We start from the raw sequence: 20,096 nt of genomic DNA on the forward strand, positions 1-20,096 counted from the left end.
TTGAGTGCAAGGGCTTTACTCAGACCCCAAGCCTCAAAACTCCCCCTACCCCATTTAAGAGGAAAAGAATTTATGAGCACGGTTTTAGTGGTTGAAGACAGCGTGACGGAAATGCAGATTTTGACGAGTTATCTCAAAGGTGCAGGTTTATCAGTCGTCAGCGCTCAAAGTGGCGAAGAAGCTCAAGTTAAGTTGAATGGAGCCAAGCCTGATTTGATTGTGCTGGATGTGATCTTGCCCGGTCAAAGTGGTTTTGAGCTTTGCCGAGAACTTAAAGCAGACCCCAATACGAGCAAGATTCCCGTAGTGATTTGCTCCACCAAAGATACAGAGGTCGATAAGATGTGGGGCAACATGCTGGGCGCAAATGCCTACATTCCCAAACCTGTCGATCCGGTGGAGTTGCTCAAGACGATTCGCCAACTGATCAAGTAGAGGGGGTCAAGATGGATATGTCAGATCAGGCTCTCTCACTCGATTGGACGATCGCCACAAACCATGAAAGCGGACTATCGAGGTTAGAGGGTCTGTTTGAGGATGAGGCAATCGTCGAAGTAGGGCAAAAGTTTCTCCGCTTTCGGCTCTGCTCAGATCAAGACGCATTACTGCCCGTAGACGAAGTTGCAGCGGTGCTGACCCTTCAGACTCAGGACGTTTTGCCCGTTCCTCACATGCCAGATTGCGTTTTAGGGATTTATAACTGGCGCGGTGAAGTGTTGTGGCTGGTGGATTTGGCTCATCAGGTGGGGTTAGATGCCCTGGTTAAGCAAAATTCTCGGTTGACAAGCTGTATGGCGATCGTCCTTCAGGTCAATGGGCAATTTCTCGGACTCGCTGTTCCAGACGTTTATGACATTGAGCCACATGACCCCCAATTGCTCCAGCCGCCCCTGTCTGAGTTGTTTTCGCCCAAATTGCTGCCGTTTGTCAAGGGGTATTTGACCGGGGCAGATCGGCAATCAACCGAAGACCAGCGCAGCACCGTTTTGGAGGTCACGGCCATTCTGCAAGACCCACGTCTGCACCTTCATCAATTGAACTAGTAATTTTGACTAACCCTAAATCGAGGAATTTCTCATGGTAGCTTCTCGTCGCAACGAACCGACCCTGGACATGTCGTCTTTCTTTTCACCCGAACCGACCCTCGAAGAATTCTCAGAATTTCTCTCCGAATCTCAACCCAACGGCAACAGTAACGGTCACACTCAAGAACCATCTGAGCCAGAAGAATTTGAACCTGCGCCAATTAGCAATGGTAACGGTAATAGTAATGGCAACGGTAGATCAAAGGATTCTCACCGAGACATTCAACAAGTGATCACCGCGCTGACCGGGTTAAAGTCAGAACTCAAACGGGCAGGACTTTTAGACAAACCCAACGTCCAGAATTTGTTTCGTCAGGTGGCTGAATTTGCGGCCACTCAACCCAAAAGCTCCCAGGGACAAACTGCCGCAGCCACCCGATACCAGCGCAAACAGTTACTAGCGATCGCTTCTCAAATGCGACAAGTGACGGATCTAGAAGCGCTACTCAAAGTCGTGGTAAAGGTAGCTCGTGAGTCGCTGCAAGCCGATCGAGCGATGATCTACCAGTTTGAGACGGGTGAGATGGGCAAGGTGGTGGCAGAATCGCTCCAGCGCGGGTGGACTCCAGCGATCAGCGATCGCTTAACGCTCACCTGCCTATGTTTTGACCAGCCAGAAGACTATGTGAGACAGCAAGTAGTCGTAATTGAGGATGTGAACCGAGTTGATCTGACCCCCTATCAGCATCAGTTTCTCGAAAAGCTTCAGGTCAAGGCTAATTTGAGCGTCCCGATCGTCATTGGCGGTCAGCCTTGGGGGTTGCTGGTTGTTCAACAGTGTGCGAAAACTCGACTCTGGCAAGAAGCCGAAATTAACCTGCTTTATCAAGTCTGCTTAGAGCTAACCATCAATCTGCAACAGTCCGAGTTTTTGGTCAAGCTGAGTCAGCAGGATGAAAAGGAAAAAGCCAGCTTCAAAATTCTGGATCGGATTCGGCGATCGCTCGATATTGACTCGATTTTTAGAACCACCACTCAAGAAGTTCGGCAGTTTCTCAAAGCCGATCGCGTGGGCATTTATCGATTTGAATCCGATTGGAGTGGCGAATTTGTTGCGGAGTCGGTCGCCAGTGGCTGGGTTTCTCTCCTACAGGAGCAGATCGACAACCCGATGCTCAAAGAAAATATCAGCGACTGTAGTGCCAAAATTTTGGGCGGCGGTGCAAAAACGACAGATACCTACTTACAGCAAACCCAAGGGGGACGCTTTTCAAAAGGCTCTACGTTTAGAACCGTGAATGACATTCACCACGAAGGTTTTAGCCCTTGCTACATTGACATTTTGGAGCGATATCAGGCCAGAGCTTATGTCATTGTGCCGATCGTTCAAAATAACCGGATCTGGGGCATGTTGGCGGCCTATCAAAATTCTGGCCCACGCAACTGGCAAGACTCCGAAGTCGGGCTGATGACGCAGATTGGGACTCAACTAGGTGTGGCCTTGCAGCAGGCAGAAACGTTGCAGCAGGTCAAAAGTCAGTCCGAGCAGTTAGCAAAAGTTGCAGAGCGAGAGCGGGCTGCGTCTGAGGTGATTGAGAGGATTCGCACCACGCTGGACATCGATACCATTTTTAAGACCGCTACTCAAGAAGTGCGTCAACTCCTGCAAGCCGATCGTGTGGGAGTCTACCGCTTTGAGTCTGATTGGAGTGGCGAGTTTGTAGCAGAATCCGTGACCACTGGCTGGACTTCGGTGATGCAAGAGCAAGAAGACAACCCCATTCTCAAAGACAATATCAGCGAATGTAGTGCAAAAACGTTGGGCGGCGGTCTCAAGACGACCGATACTTATCTTCAAGATACCCAGGGCGGCAAGTACGCCAAAGGCACCAAGTTTCGCGTCGTCAATGACATCTACAAAGCCGGATTTTCTGCTTGCTATCTGACAATTTTGGAGCGGTATCAAGCCAGAGCCTACATTATTGTGCCGATCGTTCAAGACAACAAACTGTGGGGACTGTTGGCGGCCTATCAAAATTCGGGCCCGCGTCACTGGGAAAAGGCAGAAGTCGCACTGATGACGCAAATCGGCTCTCAGTTGGGCGTGGCGCTTCAGCAGGCAGAATATGTGCGGCAGGTGCAAGACCAAACCGATCGTCTAGCTAAAGTGGCAGAACGAGAGCGCAGCTTTGTCCGAGTCATTGATCAGGTGGGCAAGTCTGTAATTGAGAAGATTCGACTGTCTCAGGACATTGAAACCATTTTTGGGCAAACCACTCAGCAGATTCGTCAATTGCTGCAAGCCGATCGCGTCGCTGTCTATCGGTTTAACCACGACTGGAGTGGTGAATATATTGCTGAGTCGGTTGCAAGTGGCTGGGTCAAGCTCGTCACCCCTGACCACAAGATGGTTTGGGAAGATTCTCACCTGCAAGAAACTCAAGGCGGGCGCTACCGCAACAACGAGTCTTTTGCAGTCAACAACATCTACGAAGTGGGGCACCAATCCTGTCACGTTGAGATTTTGGAACAGTTTCAGGTGAAGGCCTATGTGATTGTGCCGATTTTTAAGGGGCAAAAGCTTTGGGGATTGTTGGCAGCTTACCAAAATGCGGCTCCTCGCCAGTGGGAAGAGTCTGAGGTTAATCTGCTGGCTCAAATTGGCGCACAGTTGGGAATTGCCTTGCAGCAAACTGAGTTTTTGGGACAGATTCAACGTCAGAGCGATCGAGAGAGAACTTTAGCGAGAGTCAGCGATCGCATTCGTCAATCGGTGGACTTTTCGCGGCAGTCGTTGGATATTGACAAAATCTTTCAGGTGACCACGCAGGATGTCCGGCAGTTGATGAGGGTCGATCGTGTCGCAGTCTATCGGTTTAGCCCTGATTGGAGCGGCAGTTTTATCGCAGAGTCGGTCAGTGCGGGTTGGTCAAGACTGGTGGGCAGCGAGGTCGGAACCAACGTCAAAGATACCTATTTGAGAGAAAATCAAGGCGGACGCTATCGCAATCGAGAGAGTCTCGCGATCGATGACATTTACAAAGCGGGTCATGATCCTTGCCACGTTGAGCTTTTAGAGAAGTTTGAAGCGAGAGCTTATATTCTCGTTCCGTTGATGGTTGAGCAAAAACTATGGGGCATTTTTGCGGCTTATCAAAATTCGGGCCCTCGCGATTGGGAAGAAGCAGACGTGACGCTGCTGAACCAGATTTCGATTCAATTAGGGGTTGCGCTGGAGCAGGTTGATTCTCTCGAACAGTTGCGCGTCCAGTCAGAACAATTAACCAAATCAGCAGCACGAGAAAAAGCGGCTAAAGAACAACTCCAACAGCGCGTGATCCAACTGCTGGCAGCCATTCAGCCTGTATTCTCTGGTGACCTGACGGTGCGCGTTCCCATTACTGAAGATGAAGTGGGCACGATCGCCGATGCCTACAACAACACGATTCAAAGTTTGCGGAAGATTGTGTCTCAGGTGCAAACTGCTTCGACCAAAGTGGCTCAGACTTCTCGAATCAGTGGAGGCGCGATCGGCAAACTGTCTCACCAAGCAGAAGAACAACTGCAAGAAGTCACACGAGCGTTAGACCAGATTCAATCAATGGTTAGTGCCACTCAAGCCGTGGCTGCGAATGCTCAACAGGTTGAAATTGCAGTCCAGCAGGCTAACCAAACCGTTCGATCTGGAGATGCTGCGATGAACCGGACGGTGGATAACATTTTATCGATTCGGGAAACAGTTGCGGAAACGAGTAAGAAAATCAAGCGACTGAGTGAATCATCACAAAAGATCTCAAAAGTGGTCAGCTTGATCAGCAACTTTACAACCCAAACGCAACTGCTAGCATTAAACGCTTCGATCGAGGCCACTCGCGCCGGAGAATATGGAAGAGGTTTCTCAGTGGTGGCGGATGAAGTGCGATCGCTGGCTCGTCAATCGGCGGATGCGACCAGAGAAGTTGAAAAACTCGTGCAGGAAATCCAAACCGAAACGGGCGCAGTGGCAACGGCAATGGATCTGGGAATCCAGCAAGTTGTCGGCGGCACCACTTTGGTAAATGACACTCGTCAACAGTTAAATGAAATTGTGGCCGCAACTGCAAAAATCAGTCAATTGGTGCAGGGAATCACGCAAGCAACATTAGTACAAACTCAGCAATCACAGCTTGTTACCCAGGCGATGACAGATGTGGCAACGCTGGCCAACAAAAACACGGCTCAGTCGGGTCAACTTTCGACTTCATTCCAGGAGTTGATGATCACGGCTCAACAGCTTCAGACCAGCGTGGGGCAATTTAAGGTGAACTAAAAGTTTTGAGTGTTTAGCTTTGAGTTTTGAGTTGCTTGCAGTGGATTCAAAACTCAACCTTGACGGCCCCACTTTTGCTCAAAATTCAAACCTCAAAACTCAAACTTCTATGACTCCCGACCCTACCATTCGCAAGCAAGCTTATTCCTATTTTCTAGCTGAGGCGCAGGATCTCTTGCAGGAAATGGAGCAAGATTTGTTGAGCTTGAGCCGCGATCTCTCCGAGTTACCCGCAAGGGGTCGCTCTCTCGCAAAAGTGCATAATCTAATGCGGGCAGCCCATACGCTCAAAGGTGCGGCGGCAAGTGTGGGATTTGAGAGCATGAAAACGATGGCTCACACGCTGGAGGATGTGTTCAAAACGTTTTATCAGCCTGAAGTAGCGATCGATGCCGAGTTAGAAGCGCTGCTGTTTGAGGGCTACGAATGTTTGCGGATGCCGTTGACGGCCGCCCTGGCGGGAATGGAACCCAATGATACCGAGGTTTTAGAGCGGGCGACTTTGGTGTTTGGTCAGTTGCAAACCAAGTTGGGCGACCACTTCAATCCGGGAGCGGCGATTCCCAGTTCGGCTGAGTTGGGGTTTGACATTACCCGATCGATTTTTGAGTCAGGCGTGCAAGAACGTCTAGAACAGTTGTCAGCCGTTTTGTCTGAAAAAGATCCCGCAAAACTCACCCAAACACTGCAAACTCAATCAGAAGTGTTTGTCGGTTTGGCGGAGTCGATGGGACTCTCTGGCTTTGGGGCGATCGCTCAAACTACCCTAACAGCCCTCAAAGTCAATCCTGATCGCGTGACTGAAATCGCTCAGGTCGCTTTGGCGGACTTTCAACGGGGACAGATTGCGGTACTATCGGGCGATCGCACCAGAGGAGGAGAACCGTCAGCATCGCTAAAACAGTTCACTGTCAAGTCAAAAGTCCAGCAGCGATCGCGTTCCTCCACTCCCCAACGTCGGCTAACCGGATCTTGGCAGCGTTTGATTGCTTTGTTAAATCGTCCCCTCTGGACAAAAGCGCCTTCTCCCACTCCACCGTCGATTTCACCTCACAAACCTTCTAGTTCTAAAGCTGTTGTTTTGGTGCAGCCCGTTCCTGAGTTGGATGAGTTTGCTTCACTCGGCGCAGCTTTAGAAGAACTTGCGAATAGCTTTCCCGAAGTCGTGAACCCACCAGAAGAGACGAGGTTTGAACTGTGGGACGTTTTGGAAGAAGAGACTTCTAACAAGCCGTTGCAGGAATCATCTGTCCAGTTGCGCCAAGAAGAACCGTCACCCACGATCGCCCTTAATCCACAGTCAGAAACCCCAACATCTTCAACCATTCGAGTGGCTCTGGAGCATTTAGATGCGCTCAACAATTCCACCAGTGAGCTACTGATTAATCACAATCAACAAGCGTTACAAGATGAGCGGCTGCGGGTGATTCTTCAAGACTTGATGGATGGATTGAGACAGCACCAGCAAACCATGACAAGGCTGCGAGACTGGTCTGACCAAATGCTGATTGCCCCCGAACAGGAGCGGAGAAAGCGGTTTGAAAGGTTGGGCACCAGTTCTGAAAGCAGTCTCGCGAATCATTCCACCCAAAACTTATTTGATAGCTTAGAACTCGATCGCCACAGTGAGTTTCATGTGCTGTTACAGTCTGCGTTGGCGGAGGTGGTGCGGCTTGAAGATGGAACAGACGCGATCGATTTAGTCTCCAGAGAAGCCAGCCATAGTCTAAAAAAGCAGGGTCGGCTATTGTCAAATGTACGTGACGACTTGATGAATGTGCGAATGGTGCCCGTGGGAACGATTCTCAACCGCTTTCCCAGAGTGTTGCGGCAGTTGATGGAGACGCACGGCAAGACGGTGGATTTGCAGCTTCGAGGCACTCAAGTTTTAGTCGATAAAGCGGTTGCCGAAAAGCTCTACGATCCGTTGTTACACCTAATCCGCAATGCGTTTGATCATGGCATCGAAGCCGCAGAATCGCGTCGTCAGCAAGGAAAGCCCAGTACGGGACAGATCGAAATTCACGCCTACCAGCAAGGCAATCGAACGATCGTAGACGTGCGCGACGATGGACAAGGGTTAGATTTGCAAAAGATCTGTCGGCGGGGCTATGAGCTGCAATTGCTGTCGTCCGATCGCGTCGATGATTTCTCCAGGTCTGAGCTACTTAGTTTGTTGTTTGAGCCAGGATTTTCGACGGCGGATCAGGTGAGCGATCTGTCGGGGCGCGGAGTCGGGTTGGACGTGGTGAAATCGAGCCTGCGATCGCTCAAGGGCAGCATTACTGTAGATTCGGAAGCCGGTCGAGGAACAACTTTTTCGCTGCAATTGCCCCTGACGTTGATGAGTGCGCGGCTTCTGGTTTGTCAGGTGGGGCAGGGCGTATATGGATTTTTGTCTGACGAGGTTGAGAAAGTTCTCACGACTCAAAGCGGAGAGATTGAGACCATTTCAGGTCACCGCCTGTTTCACTGGTCACAAGCAGCGCGTCCGATTCCCCTTTATCCTCTGTCACAGTTGGTCAACTACGGGTCGTCTCTTTTGCCCTCCGAACGGGATCGCGAGGTGTCTTTTCCAGTGCTGGCGGGTGACATTTCGCCACTGCTATTGATTCGTCAACAAGGCGAACTGTTTGGGTTAGAAGTTGATCGGATCATTGGTGAGCAAGAATTGGTGATTCGTCCGATGGGAACGGCGATCGCGCCCCCCAGTTATATTTACGGTTGCAGCGTTTTGGGTGATGGGCAGTTGATTTTGGCGATTAACGGCGGCGCACTGGCCAGCCAAGGAAGGAGTCCACGATCGAATGCTGCAATTGAAACAGAGATAGAACGCTCAATCATTCCCGATCAAGTACCAGAATTAGCGCGATCGACTCCTGAGACTCCTCAATGTGTGCTGGTGGTAGATGACTCCATAACAGTGCGCCAAACGCTGGCGTTGACTTTAGAAGGGGCTGGCTATCGAGTATTACAGGCGCAGGATGGATTGGAAGCGATCGCTCAAGTCCAACAGCATCAGGAAATTCAACTCATCACCTGTGATGTAGAAATGCCGCGTTTGAATGGGTTCGAGTTTTTGATGCGCTATAACCAGGAGTCCTCTACCGTTCAGTCGCCTGTCGTGATGTTGACCTCTCGAAGCAATGAAAAGCATCAGCAGTTGGCGGCGCAGTTGGGCGCTTCAGCGTATTTGACCAAACCCTATACAGAACCTGTGCTGTTAGACACGATCGCCGGATTGATCGCTGAGAAGGACGTTAAAAGTCAGGCATAGGGAATTCTAAAGTTAGGCTTTTATTGTTTTCTGGAGAGTTGTGATGCGATCGTCTTTGCTGGATAAGTCAACGGCTGTGGTGTCGGAGGAGGTAGCTTTAGAATCGGTGAAAGTGGTGGTCTTTACGATCGCGGGCTACCGATTAGGATTGCCGATGGATGCCATTTTGAGAGTGGTGAATTGTCCTTTAGAGTTGCGCGATTCCTCTACTGCTGTCGAACTGGTGCATCTCAAACATCAGGCGATCACGGTGCTAAATTTGTATTCTCATTTGGCGCTCAAGCAGATCAATCCTCATCCCAACGCGGGACAGTTTTTGGTTGTGACAAAAGTTTTGCAAGAGGTTTGTGCCATTCGAGTGGACAGTCCGCCTGACCTGATGGAGCTACTGCCTTCCACAATCCGCAAGCTCCCAGAACCTTATCGACAAGGGCATCCCCTAAATATCGCCAGTCGGGTAGCCGTTTTACCTCAAGGCAAGGCAACCGTTGCGATCTTTTTATTAGACATGAAGCGAGTTTTAGACCGTGTGATAGCCACTGACAAGTAGCATTTTGGGCGTTGCTGGTTATAGATTAACGATTTCTCAACTCTCCGATAAAGAGAAGACTTTGAACCGAAACTCTTGTCTGAAAGTCCCTTAGAATTGGCCGCTTGGGGAGCAGAAGATCTGAGCAACGAAGCGAAAGAGCTGGCTCTTTTCGAGTTACCCGCAAGGGGTCAAATTCGCGTTAATTACAATAAACTTCTATACCGATCGCACCATTTAGCCTCAGACTCCGATAGGATTAGCGCCTGTAGAGAGAACCAATCTAAGGGCGTTTTTTGTTGAGGAGTGTTATGAGAAAACTCTATTTCTTGCTTCCCGGAACGGACGAAAATTTTGCCTGTGGTGGATTGTGGGCAGAGTTAAAAACACTCAATTTGGCGAAACAAGTCTGTGATGCCGAGGTTGTCACTTATCGACAGCGAGAAAAAGAAACCATATTTCTAGATGACCTGCTGCGCGAAAATATAGCTTTAGAAGAAGCCATTTTTGTTCTTAGCTGGGGATTTGATGTAGCCGAGCTTGCGGCTCGATTGAGACAGTATCACCTGGTTTATCATGCTCACAGCTCAGGATATGGGTTCACTTTGCCTTCCGATATTCCGATCGTCTCCGTCAGTCGCAACACGCTTGGATACTGGGGACAGCGATCGCCCCATTCACTGCTTTACTATTTGCCCAATCAGATCTCAAACGAGTTTCAAAACCAACATCTAGCGCGTGATATTGATGTGTTGGTACAATCTCGCAAGTCTTCTAAATATTTAGTTCAAGAATTAATTCCAGCATTGCAAAAGTGTTGTCGAGTCTGTGTCGTAGATTCTTATGTAGATGATCTTCCGGGTTTATTTAACCGTGCCAAAGTTTATCTTTACGATTCCGCAGAGTATTGGCAACAACGGAGAGTCAGCGAGGGATTTGGGCTACAACCGATGGAAGCACTGGCCTGTGGATGTCAGGTTTTCTCAAGCGTCAACGGCGGATTGTCGGACTATCTCGATCCAGGATTTAATTGTCACAAAATTGCGGGATATAGCAAAGAATATGACGTGCAGCGAATTCTTAAAGTGTTGGAAAGTCAGCCGATCGAGCTTCCAGAAGCCTTCTTTACAAACCATCGCACCGAGACCATTATTCAGCGATTACAGGTGATTTTGACCGAAATCAATGACTTCTTTGATCACAAAAAACACCCTTCATCCCCGCTCAAAAACTTAACCAATATAGGAATTGCCAAGCTCTCGGCTCAAAGAATCTTCGGTAAGCTGAAGAAGAAATTGCTGCCTCGCGCTAAATGACATGTCCCAATCTCCACCCACAAAGAAAGCATTGCCCCCCAAGCTGATTATCTGGTTTGGCCGATTTGTCTGGACGACGATGTGGAAAGTGATGATGTCAAAGCTGGCTCCTCCTGGCAAGTCTGGCGAGTATTTGCGGCCGAGCAGTCAGTTTCGCGACGTAGTTAGCATTGAGGAAGGCAATTCGTATCAACCCGCGATCGTTCGCTACAAACTCCTGGTCGGCTTGGGGTGTCCGTGGGCCCACAGAACGCTGATTGTCAGGGCGCTTAAGGGTTTGGAAGATGTCATTTCGGTCTCGATCGTGTCTCCCTCCCCGATCGCAGGCTGGACGTTTGACCAACCCGAATTAGGCTGCAACACGCTGGCCGAATTATACCAACTCGCTCAACCAGGATATACGGGACGATCGACGGTTCCGGTACTTTGGGATAGTCAAGAGAACGCGATCGTCAACAACGAAAGTTCAGAAATTATCGTCATGCTAAATGCTGCGTTCAACGAGTTTGCAAAACATCCCAACTATGATCTCTATCCGACTGAGTTACAAGAAAAGATCGATTACTGGAATGAGAAAACCTACAACGCTGTGAATAATGGGGTGTATCGCTGCGGATTCGCTCAAACGCAAGAAGCTTACAATACTGCCTGTGATGAATTATTCACAACTTTAGATGAGATTGATACCGCCTTAGCAACCACTCGCTACCTGTGCGGCGATCACGTTACGCTTGCAGATATTCGTTTGTTTACAACGCTGTTTCGCTTTGATGTCGTGTATTACAGCCTCTTTAAGTGCAGCCGTCGTAGAATTCAAGACTATCCCAATCTGGGGCTTTATTTGCGTGACCTCTATCAGCTTCGGGGCGTGGCTGAAACTTGCGATCTAGAGAGCGTCAAACGAGACTATTACGGCAACTTGTTTCCGCTTAATCCAGGCGGCATCATTCCTTTAGATCCCGATTCGACTCACTTACTTGAGCCACACGGACGAGAAAACCTGGGGAGAGCGATCGAGCTTCATTAACCTTCAGGTAGACATTCAAATAGCATTCAAATAACGCCCCAACGACACCTTTCTCGCTTGAGCTTGTTACCATCTGTTACATCAAAGACCAAATCTGTTGCCTATTGCGAACTTTTAGAATAGTAGAGCGGAGATTTTTGCAAGAAGCTTCTATGATAAAAAGCATTCAAAATTGCCGCAGGATACCCCTACCTCAACCGCCAATCCTCCATGCCAGAGACCTCTACCCGCGATCGCTACCTCGACTTCATCACTCAAATCGTGCAGTTAACGCTCAAGGGCAACATTCGCTCCAAAGAGCAGGTTTATCAAATGCTGGTGCAAGAACTCGAACCCGACACCGAGGAAATTTTTGAGGAATGCCTGCGCGATCGTCTCTCCACCACTCAGCAAGAAGCCAGCGATTCGGCAAACGAGGCAAAACAGGCCAGAGCCACCCGCAGCATGAGGGCACTTCAGACAATTCAGGGAGAATGGAGCCGCTGGCAAGCCCAAAATCAGGCAAGATCGGCGATCGTCACTGCCATTCACCAACTCACTCAGTCCGAACCCGCTCAACGCACGCTCATTTTTCTCAAAGTCACCGACCCCAACCATCCCCAGAGCCTCAAACCTGACCAACTCCAACAACTGGCCACCACCCTGCGCCAACAGCCCATCTCCGACCCCGACACCAGAGACGAACTGACCCAAATTGCCGAAGGTATCACCCGTGGACTCGACTCCTGGAGAACCTTGCAGCCTCACCTCGTCAGTTGGATCTATGACCCCGATCAAATGGGCTTTGGCAGTTCCACTGAACAAAACAGCCCCTGGGCACTCTGGTCAAAACAAGCGATCGGCAGCGTTCCCAAATCCCTTTTTCGAGCGCTCTATGAGCAGCAGTCCGGCAATGATTGGGCCGCAAGTCAGTCAGACATTACCCTGGCAGCCTGGGTCGAGTTGATGATCGTGCTGCAATCCCTGCAACAAGGTTTGATCCACTGGGTCGAGAATCTCATCTACAGTTCCAAGTCCGGCTCTAAAGTGGCGATTACATTATTTCTCACGTTTAGCGTCGTCTGGTCAGAGTTGGCGAATGGATTTGGTCGATCAACGTTTCTCAATACCCTCAATCAGGGGCGCTATTCTGAAGGCGCGTTTCGAGTTACTTTACAATGGCTGCGCGTCTTTGCCCAACGCGATTACTTTCCGCTATACGGCACCGTTTTTGCCACGTTTACGGGGGGTTATTTTCGCAATGCCATGAATTATTTGAGTGAGCCGCTGAAGCGATCGCCCGGTACGCAAGAAAAAGCTCGAATTCTCACCTTGTTAGGATCGTCGCAGCGCGTTCGGGGCCCGTTAGATTTGGCTAAAGAAATGCACGATGTGGCGCGAGAAATTGCTCAAGAAGCGGGCGATCGTCCCTGTGAGATTGCCAACCTCAACCACCTCAGCCGCATCGCCGTCACCGAGAAGAATTATCCAGAAGCGATCGGCTACAGTCAACGGGCGTTGATGTTTAGTCGGCAGTCGGGCGATCGATTTGGAGAAGCCAACGCGCTGGCAAACTTAGGGTATGCCGAAGTCTTTTTGGCGCAGCAGCTTGAATCTGATCCGGATGTCTACGAACGAGCGATCGCCTACCTCGAACAAGGGCTAGACCTCTCAGAACGGCTGAACGACGGACAAAGTAAAGCGCTGTGCTACACCAGTTTGGGCAGTGCCTATGTAACATTGGGACAAGCCGAAAAATCGCTGCCGTTTTTGGAAAAAGGAGTCAAGTCAGCAGCTTATACAGGCGATCTCTACATTCAATCGCTCAATTTAGCTCAGTTGACCGAGGCGTTTTATCAGATGAAAAATTTTGACAAAGCGATCGTTTCTGGCAGTCTTGCTATGTACCATCTAGAACAACTCGGCTCTAGCGATTGGCGACAACCTGCCGGACTACTCACCGTCTTACAAGGACAAATGGGAGCCACCTTTGATCAACAAATGGAAGAACAAAAATCCATGATCATCGACGTAATTGGTGTTGACGGCTATGACCACATCCCAAAACTTCTAGAACAATATCGCACCTCTTAAGCAAACGGATACTCATTATTTGGCTATGTTCCAGGTTAGGGCAATATTACGAGATTAGTTGTTGGATGGCGCAAATTGAGAAATTGCAAAACTTTTGCGTATTCTGAGTAGCGATTTATATTTGATAAAGCAGCATTTTTGTATATCTACTCAGTTTGTGCATGAAGCGATCTGCCTCCTCAGTTCCAACATTTGACTCAATGCTTTTGCCGACAATTCAGGCTCTACAAATTTTGGGTGGGTCTGGTACAACTGAGGAAATTTACGAAAAAGTAGTGCAGATTCTCAACGTATCGGACAAGGTGCTTGAAATCCTGCATGGCAGCACGTCACAAAGCGAAATTGAATACCGACTTGCCTGGAGCCGGACTTATCTAAAGAAATATGGGCTTTTGCAGAATTCAGCACGCGGTGTATGGTCTTTGGTTTCCACTTCCATTAATCTCGATGAGCTTGATGCCAAAGAGATTGTTAAGGCGGTTCGAGATGCTGACAAAAATAAGGTTTCTCCTTCAAATGCACTAGATGAAACTGTTGGAGCGGTAGAAACTTTAGAAGAGCTTGCATGGCATCAGCAACTCCACAAAACATTGCTGTCTCTAGATCCATTTGCATTTGAGCGTCTGGCACAACGTTTATTACGTGAGTCTGGGTTTATCCAAGTACAGGTCACAGGCAAATCTGGTGACGGTGGAATTGATGGTGTTGGGATTGCTCGTATAAATGGCTTTCTGAGCTTTCACGTTCTCTTTCAATGCAAGCGTTATCAGGGGTCGGTAACAGCGGGTCAAATTCGAGATTTTCGTGGAGCAATGCAAGGACGAACTGATAAAGGTTTATTTATCACGACTGGTACATTTACAAGAGATGCTATCAAAGAGGCCACACGAGATGGTGCGCCGCCCATTGATTTGATAGATGGAGAGCAGTTAGTTCAACGATTAAAAGAGTTAGGTCTCGGTGTCAAGATAACCATGATCGAGTCTGTTGAAGTTGATGAAAATTGGTTTGCCAAGATCTAACTTTGCCGAGATCTAGGTGTCGATCGCACCCCTCAGTCACCTAGTTGAACCATCTTTTTTAACGCAAGTCCAACAAGATTTTTGACTCCGATCGCTTCGAGTTACAAGGGGGAGTAGATTTTGACTATTTCCTAAATTCTCCATCAATGGAGGACTTTGAATCGAATAGATCAAATCAAAGTCCTACAGAATTGGGGGGTTGGGGCAGAAGCTCAGAACAACGAAGCGAGAAATCTCATCGAATTCACGTTAAACTGACAAGGCTGACAGTCACGACTGCTTTAACCGACCATTCGCTGACTACTAGACGAGGGCCAGGGCGCGTTTGGTCAAAGCATCAGCGGTAATGCCATTCACAGCCATCAATTCCCCGGCACTGGCAGTCGTCTCGCCCCGCTTCCAAGCAAAGGTGTCACGATTGGCAGAACTCCGCAACATCAAAGGTTCTAGCATTCCACTTGCGCCTCCCGTCACCCCAATCAGCGCGTCTCCACCAAACATCGCCTCAAACTTAGCGTCATCCAAAAATTCGCCATCTGGTTGAGAACACAGATCCCACGCGACATCGTGAGAACGGTACAGCCGACGAGGATTGACGATCGAAACGACTCGCACCGACAGGCCTTGTGCCTCTAGCTGAGAAGCGGCTTCTAAAACAGGCAGCAGCGTCATATCGCCGATCGCCGCAAACACGACTTTTTTACCCGCATTTGGCGTTTCGTGAAGGACGATCGCGCCCTCTTTCAAAGCCTGACGCGCCTGCTCAAAGGTCGTGCGAATCGGCAACGGAGACTTACTCGCCGTGATCACAACGCCCTTATTTTGGGTAGACAACGCCCACTCATAGCACACCTGAATACTATTAGCATCCGGTGGAAACAGCGGAAACACATTGCCATTTCGCATCATGCTGGCAAAATAGGCTTCGATCTCAGGACGTTGGTGAGTCCAACCATTACGACCTTGTTCGAGGGCCCCAGCCGTGAATAGCGTAATTGTCGAAGGAGTCGGACGGCGCAATTCGGCCATCGCCTGGGTCACCGTTTGCCAAATCGGAACGCCATTGATCGCAAACGATTCATACGAACACCAGAGCGATCGCCCCCCCATCAGTGTCAAACCGGCCGCCAATCCCGCACAGGCATCTTCACTCAATGGTTCATAAACCTGTCCTTTGGGAGCCTGGTTATACAGCGCATCTTCGACAGGGTGAATGATTCGTAAAGCCTGGTTGATGTTGGCGATTCCAGACGCTTCATTACCATCCGCATTCGTAACGACAAACGCACGATCGCGCTGTCCCACCGCTCCCACTAACAAGCCCATTGCTGTCGTCGAAACTTTGGAGTCTCCAGTTGCGAATTCTTCGAGCGGCAGTTGTCCCAAATCTGGCAACGGTAAGATCGATTCGGTGACGACCGTTTTGCTGGCTGGCCCGCCCCCCGATCGTTCGCAGTTGGTTCGCACAATGTCCCAGGCGGCGGGTGAGAGGGCCCGAGCTTTGAGCGCCGAAATAACGTCGGCATTCTCTAACGTATGTTGAGCATACAGATTATGGGATTTTGCGCCTCTAGCATGAACGCCTGCACCTTTGAGTTGTTTGATAATCAGAACGGTGAGTTTGCCGCCGAGAGCCGATTTTGCTGCGCGATCGGTGGCTACCAAAACTGCCTGCGTGAATTCCAATCGGCGATCGAACGAAAACGCCGTACTGTCTACATAGGCTCCGGGCTGATTGCGATCGTCATAGTCCTTTGCGTCAATTAGAACTACCTCTTCAAACCCATTGCCGCGCCAGTAAGTCAGCATTTCCTCGTTGGATTTGGTCGAAACCATACTGTGATGCTCTTGCGAAAAACCATTCCACACCAAAACGGGCAAGAAATTGGTCACCGTCGGATAAGCCGTGTGAAAATGCGCCATCGCGCTGACGATATACGGCTCGCCCAATCCCCCATCGCCCACCGTAAAGGGAAATAGCTTGTCACGATGCAACAGGGCGGCCGCCATCGCAAAGTGTTGACCCTGACCCAACGGGCCGGCCGGGGCCAAAATGCCTGGAATAAAGCCCGACAAATGTCCTAACAACCCATGCTTTTCTCGAAAGCGATCGCGCAACTGCTGTACGGTTTGAATGCCCATATCTTCAAGCGATCGATCCAAAAACATCGCACTGTAGAAACCGGGAGCATGGTGGCCCACTTCGGTCATGATATTTTTGTAGCCAAGCATGACCAGGGCTGCATACGCCTCGACCTGACTTGCAAATCCGCCAGGGTGCCCCGATGCCTTGCTCGCCGTCACTTGCAAAATCAAATAGCGCAACGCATCCGCCGCTAACAACGTTTGATAAGCCGCAGTCGGATCAGTAGGGTCAGCGATCGCCCCTTTGCCGGATACGATCGCCGCAGCTTTACCGTGCGTTTCAAAACCAGGGAGCGCTTCACCAAAATACTGAATGCCTTCACAAAAGAAGGGAGCGGTTGACTGAGGGTTTGGGGTGACTGCGGTCATGCTTCAGATACCTGTGATGAGTGAGTTAACTCTTACTCATACTACATAGAGGGGTGTGCAAAAAAGAAATCGTGTCGCTGATGGAAGGGATTAGAAAAAGGGATGAGGGAGAACTTCGATGACCTGTTCCCCCTTTGGGGGTAATCCGCTTCGCGAGGAGGGAGGAGGGAGGAAAGAGTGATTGAGGGTTTGGGTGGGTAGTTGAGAGTTTAGTCACCAGAACTTTGAGAATAGCGATTAGCATGGAGTAACGATCGCTTCCACCTTTTGGGGCTTGCTAAGAACTAACTTTACACTCCTAGCTCCTCCCTCATCCCTTCTCTCTTCTCCCTCCCCCTATGCGTGACTTTCTCAAACACACTTTTGCGACCCTGCTTGGCATTCTGATCTTTATGGGTCTTAGCTTTGGCGGTCTGCTGCTTTTGGTCATTGCTACAGCGTCTAGAGACCCGGAGCCACGGGTTAAAGATAAGTCAGTTTTGGTGTTTGACTTGTCTCAGACAATTACAGACTCTAAGCCCAATTCCAGCACTCGCGAAGTTCTCAATGAAGCGCTGGCTGGAGATGAAAGTGAGAGTATTACGTTAAAAACGGTGCTGGATACGATCGACGAGGCGACTCGAGACAAACGCATTGTTGCCCTCTTTTTACACGGGGGAAGCGGGGCCAGCAGTTCTGGGTTTGCCACGCTCAAAGAAGTGCGAGAGGCGCTGGAGCGATTTAAGGCGGCGGGTAAAAAAATCTATGCCTACGATGTGGATTGGGCAGAGCGAGAATACTATCTAGCCTCGGTGGCCAACACGCTGGCAGTGAACCCGATCGGGCAAATGGAAATCAATGGTCTTAGCTCAGAAAGCATGTTTTATGCGGGGGCGTTGCAAAAATATGGGGTGGGCGTACAGGTAACGCGGGTGGGCAAATATAAGTCGGCGGTCGAACCGTTTCTGTTAACCAAGCGCAGTCAGGCCAACCGAGAGCAAACCCAAAAACTGCTGGGCGATCTGTGGGGCGAATTTCTAACCACCACCAGTAAAGATCGCAAAATGACCGTGCAGCAAATGCAGGCGATCGCCGACAGTAAAGGCACGCTCACCGCAGACGAAGCGCTTAAATCCAAGCTGGCAGACAAGGTGGCTTATTCTGACGAAATGGTGTCAGAACTCAAAAAAATTACGGGCGAAGACGACGAAAATAAATCCTTCCGCCAAATCAGTTTGAGAACCTACGCCAGAGTTGCCGAAGAGGCCGTGCAAAAGCGAGGTGGCAAAAATCAGATTGCAATTATCTACGCTGAAGGGGATATCGTCAACGGTCAAGGCGGCAGCGGAGATGTGGGCGGCGATCGTCTGGCTCGACAATTGCGCCAACTGAGACAAGACGACGATGTAAAAGCCGTGGTGCTGCGTGTTAACAGTCCGGGGGGCAGCGCGACCGCTTCAGAGATTATTCAGCGAGAAGTCATTTTGACCAAAAAGGTAAAACCGCTGGTTGTCTCAATGGGCAGCGTGGCGGCCTCTGGGGGCTACTGGATTGCGACTTACGGCGATCGCATCTTTGCGGAGGCGAATACGATCACAGGGTCGATCGGCGTGTTTGGGTTGCAGCCCAACATTCAGAAAATCGCCAATCAAAACGGACTGACGTGGGATGTTGTCAAAACTGGACGCTTTGCAGATAGTCAAACGATCACTCGTCCCAAAAGCCCAGAAGAATTGCAGCTAGTACAGCGATCGGTCAACAAAATTTATGACCAATTCCTGACAAAAGTTTCTGACTCGCGCAAGCTGCAAAAAAATAGAGTGGCAGAGATTGCTCAAGGCCGCGTCTGGTCAGGCATTCAGGCAAAGTCGCTAGGTCTGGTCGATGAACTGGGCGGACTCGACGATGCTATCAAGGACGCTGCCAAACGAGCCAAGTTAGGCGACGACTGGCAGATCGAGGAATATCCCAAATCCAGCACGTTTGAGGAACGAATTTTGCAACGGCTGTTTGGGGCGAGTCTTGGGGCTAAGACTACTGCCAAAAGTCCGTTCTCTCAACAATTTAACCAGCTTCAGGGTGACTTGACTTCGCTCAACAAGATGAACGATCCGAGAGGCGTGTATGTACGCTTACCTTTTGACGTTCGCATTGATTAAGTCTACGTGAATTCGATGAAATCTTTCGCTGCGGTTGTGAATCTAGGCAGCCCCCTAAATCCCCCACGAGTGAGGGACTTTGAACCCAAAATCTTGTCTGAAAGTCCCCCATTTTTGGGGGGTTGGGGGGCAGAAGCACTGAAGAACGAAGCAAAAAAACTTCATCGAATTCACGTTAAGAAAGATGGAAAAGCTTCTCTAAACTCAGGAAGGCAGACGTTTTTTATCTGTTTCTGAAAGACTAGAATTCGGCGTGATTCAACACTAAAAATTCATAGAAGCGCGATCGTACTCGTCCGGGATTTGGGTAGAGTAAGGTGTACTTCTCTTTAGTGTTGTTGTCATCAGTCTATGGGTATAAAAAATCAGCGCTTTCTCCTGTTCGTCTTGCTCTGTAGTGCTACGGGCGTGATCGTCGGAGGAACGGCAAGTTGGGCAGAAAGCAATCAATGTATACAAGCTAATGTTGTGACGAATCAGTGTTTGACCCAAAGCCCTACCGTTAAAACGATCGAAGGCATGGCAACGGGGTTAGTCGCTGGGGCTGGGGCTGCTGTCGGCGCAGCTTGGCAACACAAACGACAAGGGTAGATTCAAGTTTTCATTCAACGATTTAGGACGCGGGTAGGTCGATCGACTTCTCCGCGTCTTTGTTTTTGAGACAGACTTAACGTGAATTCGATGGCGTTTTTTCGCTTCGTGATTCAGCGCTTTCGCCCCCCAGCCCCCCAATTCTGGGGACTTTCGGATAGGATTCTTTGTTCAAAGTTCCTCACTCGTGGGAGATTTAGGGGGCTGCCCGGAGTAATAACCGCAGCCAAAGATTTCATCGAATTCACGTAGACTTAAAGACCTGTGAATTCGAC

At 49.7% G+C, this 20,096-nt stretch carries 12 protein-coding genes; 11 read left to right on the plus strand and 1 reads right to left on the minus strand.

From position 1 onward, the window contains the following. Window positions 1-72: 72 nt before the first annotated feature. The 9 genes from ACKFKH_RS01570 (at window position 73) to ACKFKH_RS01610 (ending at window position 14,578) form a co-directional block, all read left to right on the plus strand. Window positions 73-435 (plus strand): response regulator transcription factor, encoded by a 363-nt coding sequence (locus ACKFKH_RS01570; protein WP_446856463.1) that lies wholly within the window; start codon window positions 73-75, stop codon window positions 433-435. 11 nt (window positions 436-446) lie between these two features. After that, window positions 447-1,043: a chemotaxis protein CheW gene (locus ACKFKH_RS01575; protein WP_446856464.1), complete on the plus strand. Its 597-nt coding sequence runs from the start codon at window positions 447-449 to the stop codon at window positions 1,041-1,043. A 34-nt stretch (window positions 1,044-1,077) separates the two neighbouring features. Further along, the gene (locus ACKFKH_RS01580; protein ID WP_446856465.1) at window positions 1,078-5,334 is read left to right on the plus strand and encodes a GAF domain-containing protein; all 4,257 of its coding nucleotides are present in this window, start codon (window positions 1,078-1,080) and stop codon (window positions 5,332-5,334) included. A 40-nt stretch (window positions 5,335-5,374) separates the two neighbouring features. After that, on the plus strand, window positions 5,375-8,611 hold the full coding sequence (locus ACKFKH_RS01585; protein ID WP_446856466.1) for a response regulator: 3,237 nt from the start codon (window positions 5,375-5,377) through the stop codon (window positions 8,609-8,611). Window positions 8,612-8,654: 43 nt separating this feature from the next. Beyond that, window positions 8,655-9,161, plus strand: a complete 507-nt coding sequence (locus tag ACKFKH_RS01590; protein ID WP_446856467.1) for a chemotaxis protein CheW — start codon at window positions 8,655-8,657, stop codon at window positions 9,159-9,161. A gap of 290 nt (window positions 9,162-9,451) precedes the next feature. Further along, window positions 9,452-10,456, plus strand: a complete 1,005-nt coding sequence (locus ACKFKH_RS01595) for a glycosyltransferase (protein WP_446856468.1) — start codon at window positions 9,452-9,454, stop codon at window positions 10,454-10,456. A gap of 1 nt (window position 10,457) precedes the next feature. Continuing rightward, window positions 10,458-11,483 (plus strand): glutathione S-transferase family protein, encoded by a 1,026-nt coding sequence (locus ACKFKH_RS01600; protein WP_446856469.1) that lies wholly within the window; start codon window positions 10,458-10,460, stop codon window positions 11,481-11,483. A gap of 210 nt (window positions 11,484-11,693) precedes the next feature. Continuing rightward, window positions 11,694-13,556 carry a tetratricopeptide repeat protein gene (locus ACKFKH_RS01605; protein WP_446856470.1) on the plus strand — a complete coding sequence of 621 codons (1,863 nt, stop codon included), beginning with the start codon at window positions 11,694-11,696 and terminating at the stop codon, window positions 13,554-13,556. A 161-nt stretch (window positions 13,557-13,717) separates the two neighbouring features. After that, window positions 13,718-14,578, plus strand: coding sequence for a restriction endonuclease (locus ACKFKH_RS01610; protein WP_446856471.1), 861 nt, complete (start codon window positions 13,718-13,720; stop codon window positions 14,576-14,578). 303 nt (window positions 14,579-14,881) lie between these two features. On the opposite strand, the gene ACKFKH_RS01615 is transcribed toward ACKFKH_RS01610, so the two are convergent. Further along, a complete protein-coding gene (locus ACKFKH_RS01615; protein ID WP_446856472.1) occupies window positions 14,882-17,092 on the minus strand; it encodes a phosphoketolase family protein in 2,211 nt (736 codons plus the stop codon). Between the two features lie 338 nt (window positions 17,093-17,430). Here ACKFKH_RS01615 and sppA point away from each other — a divergent pair, with 338 nt between their 5' ends. Together sppA and ACKFKH_RS01625 are read left to right on the plus strand one after the other, a co-directional pair. After that, a complete protein-coding gene (gene sppA, locus ACKFKH_RS01620) occupies window positions 17,431-19,230 on the plus strand; it encodes a signal peptide peptidase SppA (protein ID WP_446856473.1) in 1,800 nt (599 codons plus the stop codon). A 351-nt stretch (window positions 19,231-19,581) separates the two neighbouring features. Continuing rightward, a complete protein-coding gene (locus ACKFKH_RS01625; RefSeq protein WP_446856474.1) occupies window positions 19,582-19,821 on the plus strand; it encodes a hypothetical protein in 240 nt (79 codons plus the stop codon). Window positions 19,822-20,096: the final 275 nt, after the last annotated feature.

It is taken from the genome of Phormidesmis sp. 146-20, assembly GCF_052939475.1.